Annotated in this window: 11 protein-coding genes; 10 read left to right on the top strand and 1 reads right to left on the bottom strand. The window is 65.9% G+C overall.

Annotation, left to right across the window (positions count from 1 at the left end; genetic code table 11):
• Positions 1-59 precede the first annotated feature (59 nt).
• From murI to L0C60_RS10435, 10 genes are all read left to right on the top strand, one after another.
• A complete protein-coding gene (murI, locus tag L0C60_RS10480) occupies positions 60-833 on the top strand; it encodes a glutamate racemase (protein WP_234507021.1) in 774 nt (257 codons plus the stop codon).
• 9 nt (positions 834-842) lie between these two features.
• Positions 843-1,487, top strand: a complete 645-nt coding sequence (locus L0C60_RS10475; protein WP_234507020.1) for an LOG family protein — start codon at positions 843-845, stop codon at positions 1,485-1,487.
• Between the two features lie 5 nt (positions 1,488-1,492).
• Positions 1,493-2,104: an XTP/dITP diphosphatase gene (locus tag L0C60_RS10470; protein ID WP_234507018.1), complete on the top strand. Its 612-nt coding sequence runs from the start codon at positions 1,493-1,495 to the stop codon at positions 2,102-2,104.
• A complete protein-coding gene (locus tag L0C60_RS10465; RefSeq protein WP_234507016.1) occupies positions 2,101-3,132 on the top strand; it encodes a hypothetical protein in 1,032 nt (343 codons plus the stop codon). Before L0C60_RS10470 ends, L0C60_RS10465 begins: the two co-directional genes overlap by 4 nt.
• A 94-nt stretch (positions 3,133-3,226) precedes the next feature.
• Positions 3,227-4,423, top strand: a complete 1,197-nt coding sequence (locus L0C60_RS10460) for a sugar ABC transporter substrate-binding protein (protein WP_234507014.1) — start codon at positions 3,227-3,229, stop codon at positions 4,421-4,423.
• Between the two features lie 57 nt (positions 4,424-4,480).
• Positions 4,481-5,809: an ABC transporter permease subunit gene (locus L0C60_RS10455; RefSeq protein WP_234507012.1), complete on the top strand. Its 1,329-nt coding sequence runs from the start codon at positions 4,481-4,483 to the stop codon at positions 5,807-5,809.
• On the top strand, positions 5,810-7,129 hold the full coding sequence (locus L0C60_RS10450; protein ID WP_234507011.1) for a sugar ABC transporter permease: 1,320 nt from the start codon (positions 5,810-5,812) through the stop codon (positions 7,127-7,129). It begins immediately after the preceding gene.
• Positions 7,126-8,838 carry a glycoside hydrolase family 13 protein gene (locus L0C60_RS10445; protein WP_234507008.1) on the top strand — a complete coding sequence of 571 codons (1,713 nt, stop codon included), beginning with the start codon at positions 7,126-7,128 and terminating at the stop codon, positions 8,836-8,838. Before L0C60_RS10450 ends, L0C60_RS10445 begins: the two co-directional genes overlap by 4 nt.
• A gap of 5 nt (positions 8,839-8,843) precedes the next feature.
• Entirely contained in the window at positions 8,844-9,098 is a 255-nt protein-coding gene (locus tag L0C60_RS10440; protein ID WP_234507005.1) for a hypothetical protein, read from the top strand.
• 29 nt (positions 9,099-9,127) lie between these two features.
• The gene (locus L0C60_RS10435) at positions 9,128-11,362 is read left to right on the top strand and encodes an endonuclease MutS2 (protein WP_234507003.1); all 2,235 of its coding nucleotides are present in this window, start codon (positions 9,128-9,130) and stop codon (positions 11,360-11,362) included.
• Here L0C60_RS10435 and L0C60_RS10430 read toward each other — a convergent pair.
• Entirely contained in the window at positions 11,351-11,758 is a 408-nt protein-coding gene (locus tag L0C60_RS10430) for an acyl-CoA thioesterase (RefSeq protein WP_243092734.1), read from the bottom strand. The two genes, L0C60_RS10435 and L0C60_RS10430, sit on opposite strands and share 12 nt — an antisense overlap.
• Between the last annotated feature and the right edge of the window lie 497 nt (positions 11,759-12,255).

Raw genomic sequence — 12,255 nt, 5'->3', positions numbered from 1 at the left:
CCGGGGCAACCCTGATAGTATAGCACCCCCCTTCCCCCGTCCAGGTATGATGGCGGGCCGTGAAGGACCCCAAGGCCCCCATCGGCGTCTTTGACTCGGGGGTGGGCGGGCTCACGGTGCTCAAGGCGCTGCGGCAAGCCCTTCCCCGGGAGGATTTTCTGTACTTCGGCGACACCGCCCGCGTGCCCTACGGGGGCAAGCCCCTTCCCATGGTGCGCCGCTTCGCCTGGGAGATAGCGGGCTTCCTGCTCCGGCAAGGGGTGAAGGCCCTGGTGGTGGCCTGCAACACGGCAAGCTCCGCCGCGCTTCCCGACCTGGCCGAGGACCTTTCCGTCCCCGTCTTCGGGGTGCTGGAGCCGGCGGCGGAGGTGGCGCGGGGCTACGGGAAGGTGGGCCTCATCGGCACCCAAGCCACGGTGGAAAGCGGGGCCTACGGGCGGTACCTGCCCCTCGCCTGGGCCAAGGCCTGCCCCCTCTTCGTCCCCTTGGTGGAGGAGGGGCTTTGGGACGACCCCGTGGCCCTCCTGGTGGCCCGGCACTACCTGGAGGAAGCCCCCAAGGACCTCGAGGCCCTGATCCTGGGCTGCACCCACTACCCCTTCCTCAAAGGCACCCTGGAGAAGGTCCTCCCCGGGGTAAAGCTCATTGACTCCGCGGAGGCCACGGCCAGGAAGGTGGCGGAGGCCCTAGCCCAAGCGGGGCTTCTGAACCCGGAAGGCCAGGGAAGGGTGGTCCATTACGTCACCGGGGACCCGGAAAGCTACAAGGCCTTGGCGGAGCGGCTTGGGGAAAGGGTGGAAACCCTCTACCGGGTAAGCTTAGAAGAGCTTTAGGATAAAGCCATGCCCAAGAAACCCCTCATAGACCAGCTCCACCACGAGGACGCCTGGCGGCTTTTCCGCATCCTGGCGGAGTTCGTGGAGGGCTTTGAAACGCTTTCGGAGATTGAGGTGCCCTTGGTCTCCGTCTTCGGCTCCGCCCGCTTCGGCGAGGACCACCCCGCCTACGCCCTCGGCTACCGCCTGGGGAAGGCCCTGGCCGAGGCGGGCTACGGGGTGGTCACGGGGGGCGGGCCCGGGGTGATGGAGGCGGTGAACCGGGGGGCCTACGAGGCGGGAGGGGTGAGCGTGGGGCTCAACATAGAGCTCCCCCACGAGCAAAAGCCCAATCCCTACCAGACCCACGCCCTCTCCTTGCGCTACTTCTTCGTGCGCAAGGTGCTTTTCGTGCGCTACGCCCACGCCTTCGTTTTCCTGCCCGGGGGGTTTGGCACCCTGGACGAGCTTTCCGAGGTCTTGGTCCTCATCCAGACGGAAAAGGTCCACCCTTTTCCCGTCTTCGCCCTGGACCGGGCCTACTGGCAGGGCCTTCTTTCCTGGATGGCCTTCTTGAAGGAGCAGGGGGCCATAGACCCCAAGGACTACCACCTCCTCACCCTCTTGGACGCCCCCGAGGAGGTGGTGGCCGCCCTAAAGGGAGTATCCTGAAAAGGATGCGCCTCGTCCTCGCCACCTCCAACCCCGGCAAGGTGCGGGAGCTTAAGGAGGGGCTTGCCCCCTTGGGCTGGACCCTCCTCTCCTTGGCCGACTTCCCCTTGCGCATGCCCAAGGAGGAAGGGGCCACCTTCCTGGACAACGCCCTCCTCAAGGCCGCCCACGTGGCCAAGGCCACGGGGCTTCCCGCCTTGGCGGACGACTCGGGCCTCGAGGTCTACGCCCTGGGTGGAGAACCGGGGGTCTACTCCGCCCGCTACGGGGGCAAGGAAACCGACCGGGAGCGGAACGTCTACCTCCTGGAAAGGATGCGCCACCTGAAGGGGGAGGAGCGCAAGGCCCGCTTCGTGGCCGTCCTGGTCCTGGCCTATCCCGACGGGCATGCGGAGGCCTACGAGGGGAGCGTGGAGGGGTACATCCTGGAAGCCCCCAGGGGGGAGAAGGGCTTCGGCTACGACCCCCTCTTCTACGTCCCCGAGGCGGGGAAGACCTTCGCCGAGATGGATCCGGAGGAAAAGGCCCGCTACTCCCACCGGGGAAAGGCCCTTAAAGCCCTTCTGGAAGCGTACAAGGAGGGGCCACCCCCCAGGGAGGTTTCCAAGCTGGAATGAACCTCCTTTCCCCCCACATCGCCCTCTACCGCCTCTTTGACCTGGCGGACGAGATAGACCTCTCCCGGCTCTCCACCCCCCGGCTCCGCCTCTCCCGGGCCCGGCTTGGGGCGGTGCGCTTCCAAAACCCCCCGGCGGAGGTGGAGCTTGGTGTGAGGAGCGTGGAGGGGCTTTCCGGCCTCCTTGCCGCCCGGCTTTACGAGTTCGGGGTGGTTTCCCTTTCCTTCCGCATCCACCTGGGGGAGCGGGTGCCCTGGGAGGTCTTTTTGGAAAAGGGGCTCAAGATCCCCGAGCTTCCCTTCTGGGATGGCTTTTTCCTGGCGGAGCTCGCCGCCCTTGAGCCCTACCTGCAAGGAGCCCTCCTCCGCCCCGAGGAAAAGCGGCTTTCCGAGGAGTTCGCCGTCTACCACGCCCTGGGCCTCGAGGGGGCCAAGGCCCACGAGCCGCCCGTGGACCTCACCCCCCTCTGGATGGGCGCCCAGGAGGAGTTCGCCCCCGAGGTGCGCCGGGAGATGGAGCGCTACCGCTACAGCTACTCCACGGAGGACCTGGCCCTCCTGGGCTTTGACCGGGTGCTCATCCTGGACTCGGAGGGCATCTGGGACGTGGCGGACCTGGTGGAGTTCGTCCACGCCCAGCTTTTGGAGCTCTCCTACTACGACCGGGTGCTGACGGAGGAGCTGGAGGCGGTGCCCGAGGTACTCAAGCACCGGGGGCTTTGGGGCTACGGCAAACTGCAGCGCCTAAGGCGCCGCCTCATGGCCCGCCATGCGGAGATCGCCGACGTGCGGGCGCGCATGGAGGGGGCGCTCCGCATCACGGAGGACCTCTTCTACGCCAAGATTTACCGCGCCGCTTTGGAGCTCTACGGGGCCCACGAGCTGGAAAGGAGCGTGGAGGAAAAGCTCAGGGTCCTCGAGGCCACCTACGCCATGGTGACGGAGGAGGTGGCCCACCTGCGCACCCAGGCGGTGGAGGTGGCCATCCTGGCCCTCATCGCCTTTGAGGTGCTCAGGGCCCTCCATTAGGGACTTGCGCCCCTCCCCAAAGGAGTATGCTTGAAGTGGAGGGCGCGGACAAAACCTTTAGCGGAAACGCTACCACGCGCCCGGAGGTGGGATTATGAGGAAGCTTTTGGCGGTTTTGGCCCTCGGACTCTCCCTGGCCCTGGCCCAGGGGAAGATCAAGGTCTGGACCCACTTTGGCGGCCCCGAACTGGAATGGCTCAAGGCCCAAGCCCAGGCCTTTGAGAAGACCTCCGGCACCAAGGTGGAGGTGGTGGAGGTCCCCTTCGGGGATATCAAGCAGAAGTTCATCCTGGGCGCCCCCCAAGGGCAAGCGGCGGACCTTTTGGTCTCCATCCCCCACGACTGGCTCGGGGAGATGGCCCAGGCGGGGGTGCTGGAGCCCATGGGCAAGTACGTGACGCAAAGCTACCTCGCTGACCTGCAACCCGTGGCGGTGGAGGCCTTCACCTTTGGGGGCAAGCTCATGGGCCTGCCCGCCTTCGCCGAGAGCGTGGCCCTCATCTACAACAAGAAGTACGTGAAGGAAGCCCCCAAGACCTGGGAAGAGTTCTTGAGCCTGGCGCAAAAGCTCACCACCGGCTCCACCTTCGGCTTCCTTTACAACATCGGCGACCCCTACTTCAACTTTGGCTTCTTCAAGGCCTTTGGAGCGGATAACGTCTTCGGCAAGGACGCTAAGGGCAACCTGGACCCGAGCAGGCTCCTCATCGGGGGTGAGGTGGGGGAGAAGGCGCTCCAATTCATCAAGGACCTCCGCTTCCGCTACAACCTCGTGCCCGAAGGGGTGGACTACGGCGTGGCGGATGGGGCCTTCAAGGACGGGGCTTTGGCCATGATCATCAACGGGCCTTGGGCGCTTGGAGACTACAAGAAGGCCAAGATTGACTTCGGCATCGCCCCCTTCCCCACCCCGCCCGGGGCCAAGAACCCCTGGGGGCCCTTCCTTGGGGTCCAGGGCGTGGTGGTGAACGCCTACTCCAAGAACAAGACCGCCGCCGTCAACTTCGCCAAGACCCTGATCACCGGCAAGAACCTGGTCTCCTTCAACCGGGCGGGTGGGCGCATCCCCGTGTCCAAGAGCGCCGCCAAGACCCTGGAGAAAGACCCGGTGGTGGCCGGCTTCTCCAAGGTCTTCGCCCTGGGCACCCCCATGCCCAACATCCCCGAGATGGGCAAGGTCTGGGGCCCCTGGGGGAACGCCATTAGCCTGGCCATCCAGCGGCCCGACGCCAACGTGAAGAAGATCGTGGAGGACATGGTGGCCGAGATCAAGAAGGCCATCGGCAAGTAAGGATCCATGCCCGCCCCCCACGGGACCATCCTCCCCCGTGGGGGGTATCTTTTAGCCATGAAACACCCACCGGGTCTAAAAGGTTTCCTCCTGGCCCTAGGGCTCCTTTTGGGCCTCCTCCTCCTGGCCACGGGGGTCGGAATTCTGGGGTACCTGGCCCTCGAGGCCTACCTGGCCCCCCCGGGCTGGACCATCCTGGCCTTGGCCCTCCTGGTCCTCCTGCCGGGGGCCGTGGTCTTGGGGCGACTCTTCCCCTGGCTTTCCGACTGGTATTACTTCCTGCCCGCCCTCTCCTTCCTTTTGGTCTTCACCCTCTACCCCATCGGCCTCACGGTCTACCTGGCCTTCACGGACTACTCGGGGCAGAAAAACGGCTTCCCCGACCGTTCCACGGAAACCCGGGTGCTGGAGCAGGAAGGCCAGAGGCTCGTTCTGGAAGCCCCTGTGGCCGAGGCCCTCCGCTGCGACCCCTGCCAGGGCGAGCCCGTGGAGGTCTACGCCGATGGGCACCGGGGGCGGGCGCGGATCCTGGAGGCGGAGGGGAACACCCTGGTCCTGGACCGCACCCCTCCCTTCCGGGCGGAGTTCGTGGCCAAGGTGAACGCCTTCCGCTTCGTGGGCCTAAGGAACTTCGCCTTCATCTTTTCCCAAGCGAGCCAAGCCCTCCTGCCGGTCTTCGTGTGGAACGTGATTTTCGCCGGGAGCACCGTGGTTTTGAACGCCCTCCTTGGGCTCATCCTGGGCCTTGTCCTGAACAACAAGGGCCTAAAGCTTCGCAACTTCTACCGCACGGTCCTCATCGTCTCCTGGGCCCTGCCCGGGGTCATCACCGTGCAGGTCTGGGTAGCCCTTTTGAACTACAACTTCGGGGCCATCAACCGGCTTCTCGGGGTCCTGGGCGTCTACCCCATCCCCTGGCTCAACGACCCCGACTGGGCCAAGGTGGCCATCCTCCTGGTGAACCTTTGGCTGGGCTTCCCCTACATGATGACCGCCACCTTGGGCGCCCTCTCCACCATCCCCGACGAGCTTTACGAGGCGGCCAAAGTGGACGGGGCCACCCCCTGGCAGGCCCTTTGGGGCATCACCCTGCCCCTTCTGGAAAAGCCCATGGTGCCCATCCTGCTCTCCTCCTTCGCCTTCAACTTCAACAACTTCTACATCATCTACCTCCTCACGGGGGGCGGTCCCGCCCAGGAGGGAAGGATGGCCACGGCCCAGGCCACGGACATCCTCATCTCCTGGGCCTACAAGACGGCCTTTAGCGCCGAAGGGCAGTCGGCCTACGGCCTGGGGGCGGCCATTAGCCTCCTCATCTTCGCCATCACCGTGGCCATCAGCCTGGTGAACTTCCGCCTCACGGGGGCGCTAAGGGAGGTACGGTAGATGCGGCGGCTTCTCGGGTTTCTCCTCACCGGCTTGGCCCTCTACGGGGCCTACTGGTTTGCGGCCCACCGCCTCTTTGACGAGGGGTCTTACCGCAAGCAGGTGGCCTTTGGCAGCGTCTTCGTGCCCTACGGGTGGGCCTACGCCCTCTTGGGACTTTTGGGCCTCGTGGTTTTGCTCCTCCTTTATAGCCTCCTCTACACCGCCCTCGCCAACCGCCTCCAGGGGCGAAAGCGGAGCCCCTGGCCCCTTTTCTGGCAAGGGGTTACCCACCTTTTCCTCTGGGTCCTCATCCTCCTCGTCTACTACCCCGTGGTCCAGGTGGTGGCGGCGAGCTTTGACCCCACCAACAACCTCTTCAGCTTCCGCAGACCGAACACGGGCTTTCTCCTCCTGGACGCCAAGGTGATCCCCTACCTGCCCGAGCCCTCCTGGGAAAACTACGCCGCCTTGGTCCAGGGCGTGGTCCTTTACCCGTACCAGGTGGGGCTTCTCCTCCTGGCGGGGCTTTCCCTTCTCGGGGTGGCCCTAATCGGCCTCCTCCGCCGCCTCTTACCGGAAGCGGAATGGATGGATTTCTGGCAAAGCCGGCTCCTCTTCGCCCTGGCCCTTTTCGTCTTCCTCCTCGCCCTCTTCCTCTCCCCCAAGCAGTTCACCGGGCAGGGGACGGAAACCAAGTTCCTCCTTTGGGTGCGGAACACCTTCCTCATCTCCGGGCTCACGGGGCTTTTGGCGGTCCTCCTCACCGCCACCGCCGGCTACGCCTTCGCCCGCTTCCGCCACCTGCCCGGGCGCTACCCTCTGCTCCTCTTCTTCATCTTCGTGCAGATGTTCCCGGGGTTCTTGGCCCTGGTGGCCATCTACTACCTGCTTTCCCGGCTGGACCTCCTGAACACCTTCACCGGCCTGGTGCTGGCCTACTCCGGGGGGATCATCAGCTTCGGCACCTGGGTGTACAAGGGCTACCTGGAGAGCATCAGCCCAAGCCTCGAGGAGGCCGCCATGGTGGACGGGGCCACGCGGTGGCAGGTCTTCACGAAGATCCTCCTCCCCCTTTCCGCCCCCATGTTCGTCTTCATCTTCCTCCTCCAGTTCGTGGGCACCTACTCGGAGTTCGTCCTGGCCAACCTGGTGCTCACGGGGGTGGAGAGCTGGAACGTGGGCGTGGGGCTTAGGAGCTTCACCACGGGGCAGTTCCAGACCAAATGGGGCATCTTCGCTGCGGCGAGCGTCCTGGGCTCCTTGCCCATCCTCTTCCTCTTCTACGGCTTCCAGCAGTACTTCGTTTCCGGCTACACGGCGGGAGCGGTGAAGGAATGAACCGCCACGACCTGGAACACGTCCACCCTCCTTTCCCGGACCTGGGGGAAGAGGTGGAGCTTTTCCTGGAAACCCCGGCGAAGGAAGGGCTTCTCCTCTTTGAGAAGGACGGGGAGCTTCACGAAAAGCCCTTGACGCCTTGGGAAGGGGGCCTGAAGGCCAAGGTCTACGTGCACACAAGCCCCTTTCGCTACTGCTTTCGCTTGCCCGAGGGGTACTTGGGGAGCCACGGCCTGGAAAAGGGCCTTCCCCGCTACGACCGCTTCTTCCACCTCCTGGCGGGGCCCTTGCCCCCCGCCTGGGCCCTGGGGGCGGTCTACTACCAGATCTTCCCCGACCGCTTCCGCCAGGGCCGGCCGGAGCTTGCCCCCAAGGAGGGGGCGTGGCGTTACGGGGGGAAGCCCATCCGGAAGAAGGCCTGGCACGAGCCCCCGGGGGAGGAGGGTGCCTGGGAGTTCTACGGGGGGGACCTCTATGGGGTCTTGGAGGCCCTCCCCTACCTCGAGGCGCTGGGCGTGGAGGTCCTCTACCTCACCCCCATCTTCCGAAGCCCCAGTAGCCACCGCTACGATACCGAGAACTACCTGGAGGTGGACCCCCACCTGGGCGGGGAAGAGGCCTTGCGGGCCCTTTACCAAGCCTTGGAAGCCCGGGGCATGAAGCTAATCCTGGACGGGGTCTACAACCACGTGGGGGCCACCCACCCTTGGTTCCGAAAGGCCCTGGAAAACCCCGAGGCCCCAGAAAGGGGCATGTTCACCTTCTACCCCGACGGCACCTACGCCAGCTTCTTTGGCCTCGGCCACATGCCCAAACTGGACTACGCCTCCCCCCTCACCCAGGAGCGCTTCGTCTATAGCCCCAAAGCCCCCATCCGCCACTGGCTCCGCCTCGCCCACGGCTGGCGGCTGGACGTGGCCCACTCCATCGGGGAAGGGGGCACCAACCGCAAGAACGCCCGGTGGCTAAGGGCCCTGGCCCGGGCGGCCAAGGAGGAACGGGAGGACGCCTTGGTCCTGGGGGAGCTCTCCTACGACACCACCCCCACCCTCAAGGCCCACACCCTGGACGGGGCCATGCACTACGCCGGCTTCGCCCACCCGGTGATGGAATGGCTTTCGGGGCGGGACGTGCACGGCCGGGCGGTGGTGGTGGAAGCGGAGGATGCCCTTAGGACCCTCCTGGATCACTACCAGGCCCTGCCCCTCCAGGTGCGCCACGCCATGTACACCTTCGTTTCCTCCCACGACATCCCCCGGGCCCTTTGGCGGCTTAGGGGGGACGTGGAGCGCTTCAAGCTGGCCTACGCCCTCCTCTTCGCCTTCCCGGGAAGCCCCGCCATCTACTACGGGGACGAGGTGGGGCTTTCCCAGCCCAACCCCTATGGCCTCTGGCGGGGCGACCCCTACTGCCGCGCCCCCTTCCCTTGGGACGAGGGGCTTTGGAACCGGGAGATCCAGGCCTTCCTGAAGCGGCTCGTCGCCCTTAAGAAGCGCCACCCCGCCCTGCGCCAAGGAGGCCTTTTACCCCTTCCCGCCCCCAAGGGGGTCCTGGCCTTCCGGAGGCGGTATGGGGGTGAGGAGGTCTGGGCCTTTTTCGCCCCCGAGGGCGCCCGGCTGGCCTTGCCCCGGGGGGTGGACCTCCTGACCGAAAGCGAGGTGGAAGGGGAAGTGGAGGCCTCCTACCTCCTCTTCCAACCCCTAGAATGAGGGGGATGGCCAAGATGCCCAAGCCCCGCAAAAGGCCCTGGGCCCCTCCTAAGGGAAGCTCCAAAGGGGGGCTAAAGGGGATGTGGGCGCGCTGGCAAAACCTTCCCCCCGAGGAGCGGAAAAAGGTGGTGGAGGGCGTCTTCCTGCTCCTTTCCCTCCTTCCCCTGGGCCGGCTTGGCCGGATCGGGGCCTGGCTCAAGGTGGTGGCGGGCCCTGGAGGGCAAGCGGCCTACACCCTTTTCCGCCTCCTTAAGCGCTAACCCACCCTCTTTGGGTATACTTTTCCTTTGTGCGGGACGTCCTCGAGGTCCTGGAGTTTCCCCGCGTGCGGGCCCTCTTGGCGGAGAGGGCCAAGACCCCCTTGGGGAGGGAGCTCGCCCTAGCTCTCGCCCCCCTTTCCCGGGAGGAGGCGGAACGCCGCCACCAGCTCACCCAGGAGGCGCAAAGCTACCCTTACGCCCTTCCGGAAGCGGGGGCCCTGAGGGAGGCCTACCAAAAGGCCCTCTCCGGGGGCCGGCTCACGGGGCCTGAGCTCCTAAGGGCCGCCCAGGCCCTGGAAGGGGCCATGGCCCTGAGAAGGGAACTCCTCCCCTTAAAGAACGCCCTGAGCCAGGTGGCCGAGGGCATTGGCGACCACACCCCCTTCCTGGAGCGGGTGAAGCGGGCCCTGGACGAGGAAGGCGCCGTAAAGGACGAGGCGAGCCCCCACCTCCTCCAGATCCGCCGGGAGCTTAGGCCCCTGCGCCAGGAGATTCTGGACCGCCTCTACGCCCTCATGGACCGCCACCGGGAGGCCTTCCAGGACCGCTTCGTCACCCTGCGCCGGGACCGGTACTGCGTGCCGGTAAAGGCGGGCTTCGCCCAGAAGGTGCCCGGCATCCTCCTGGACGAGTCCGAGTCCGGGGCCACCCTCTTCATAGAGCCCCTTTCCGTGGTGAAGCTCAATAACCGCCTCCAGGCCCTGAGGCTCAAGGAGGAGGAGGAGGTGAACCGCATCCTGCGGGAGCTCTCCGAGCGCCTAGCGGAGGACGAAGGGGTGCCGGGAACCCTGAAGGCCCTGGCCCTTTTGGACCTTGTCCAGGCCCAGGCCGCCCTGGCCAAGGACCTGGGCCTTGCCCGCCCCCGGTTCGGCGAGCGCTACGAGCTCGTGGAGGCCTTCCACCCCCTCATCCCAAACCCGGTGAGAAACTCCTTTGCCCTGGACGAAGGGACCCGCCTCATCCTTATCTCCGGCCCCAACATGGGGGGGAAGACCGCCCTCCTCAAGACCCTGGGCCTGGCGGTCCTCATGGCCCAGGCGGGGCTTTTCGTGGGGGCCAGGAGGGCCCTCCTCGCCTGGCCCGACCGGGTCTATGCCGATATTGGGGACGAGCAGTCCCTGCAGGAAAGCCTCTCCACCTTCGCCGGGCACCTCAAGCGGCTCAAGGAGATGCTGGAGGAGGCCACGCCCAGTAGCCTCGTCCTCATAGACGAGCTCGGGAGCGGCACCGACCCCGAGGAGGGAGCGGCCCTTTCCCAGGCCATCCTGGAGGCCCTCTTGGAACGGGGGGTCAAGGGGATGGTCACCACCCACCTCTCCCCCCTCAAGGCCTTCGCCCAGGGGCGGGAGGGCATCCAGAACGCCTCCATGCGCTTTGACCTCGAGGCCCTCCGCCCCACCTACGAGCTCGTCCTGGGGGTGCCGGGGCGGAGCTACGCCTTGGCCATCGCCCGAAGGCTCTCCCTGCCCGAGGCGGTGCTCCGGCGGGCCGAGGCCATCCTGCCCGAGGGGGGAAGGCTGGAAACGCTTCTTGAGAGGCTTGAAGGGGAAAGGCTCCGCCTGGAGGAGGAAAAGCGCCGCCTAGAGGAAGCGCTTGCCCAGGCCGAGGCCCTAAAGCGGGAGCTGGAAAGGCGGGAGGCCGACTACCAAAAGGAGCGGGAGGCGCGCCTTAAGGCCCTGGAGGCCGAGGTGCGGGAAAGGCTTCTGGCGGTGGAGGCGGAGCTCAAGGCCATCCGGGAAAAGGCGAGGACCGAGAGCAAGCGGGACGCCCTACGGGAACTCATGGAGCTCAAGGCCCGCTACGCCAAAAAGACCCCCCCTCCCCCGCCCCCGCCGGGGCTTTCCCCTGGGGTTCTGGTGGAGGTGCCCGCCTTGGGCAAGCGGGGCCGGGTGGTGGAGGTGCGGGGCGAGGAAGCCTTGGTCCAGGTGGGGCCCCTGAAGATGAGCCTGAAGGCCAAGGAGCTCAAGGCGGTGCCGGAAGGGGAAGCCCCCAAGCCCCTCCTCGCCAAGCCCAAGCGGGAGGTCAAGGAGGTGGACTTGCGGGGCCTCACGGTGGAGGAGGCCCTCCTCGAGGTGGACCAGGCCCTGGAGGAGGCCAGGGCCCTGGGGCTTTCCACGGTGCGCCTCCTCCACGGCAAGGGCACGGGAGCCCTGCGCCAGGCCATCCGCGAGGCCCTAAGGCGGGACAAGCGGGTGGAAAGCTTCGCCGATGCCCCCCCGCACGAGGGGGGGCACGGGGTGACGGTGGCGGTGCTACGGGGCTAGGGGGCGGCCCTCGAGGGCCTCAATCCTCCGGCGCACCTCCTCGGGCAGGGGGGCTGGCTTCCCGCCCTCCAGCCAGACCAAAACCCCCACCCCTTGAGCGGCGGGCACCCCGTTGGCGGTGATCAGGTGCTCCATAAGCAGGCTAGAGCGGCCCATCCCCACCGCCCGCACCCCCACCAGGACCTCGTCCTCCAGGAAGATGGGCTTCAGGTAGTCCACCTCCATGCGGGCCACCACGAAGTGCCCCTCCTGGAGCCAGTCGGGGGAGATGTTTTGGAAATAGCGGATGCGGGCGAGCTCCATGTAGGAGAGGAAAACGGCGTTGTTCACGTGGCCTAAGGGGTCTAGATCGCGGAAGCGGACGTCCACCCGCACGACAACCGGGAAGCCTTCCATGACCTCAGTCTATACCATAGGACCATCCAAGCTTCCCAAAGGGATTTCTGGCAAAATGAAGCCCGGGGTCTTTGAACCCCAAGAAAGGAGCCAGGTGTATGAAACGTATGGCGTATGCTTTTCTGGCCGGCTTTGCCCTTCTCTTGGTTGCCTGTGGGGAACAGGTGGGAGGCGGGGCAAACGGGGGTTCCACACCAAACGTGGCGGGCACGTGGGAAGGAACCTATACCGTGGCGTCAACGCCGGAAACGGGTCCGTTTTGCGTACAGGTTACCCAAACTGGGAACCTCATCCAGGGCTCCCTGCATCTAGAAGGGGGGTACCAAGTAGAGGTGACCAGGTCGCTAAACGGCAACCGGTTCACCTCCACGGTGAGTCTGCCGGGAGGAACCTTGCGGATCACGGGCACCTTTAGCCAGGAGAGCGCCACGGGGGATTACACCGCTACCTCCTATCAAGGCCAAAACTTTACAGGAAGGTGGGCTGCGCAAAAGGTC

It is taken from the genome of Thermus hydrothermalis (assembly GCF_022760925.1).
GTDB lineage: Bacteria > Deinococcota > Deinococci > Deinococcales > Thermaceae > Thermus > Thermus hydrothermalis.
The sequence above is the reverse complement of the archived record's forward strand: the minus strand, read 5'-3'. Positions and strand labels throughout refer to the sequence as shown.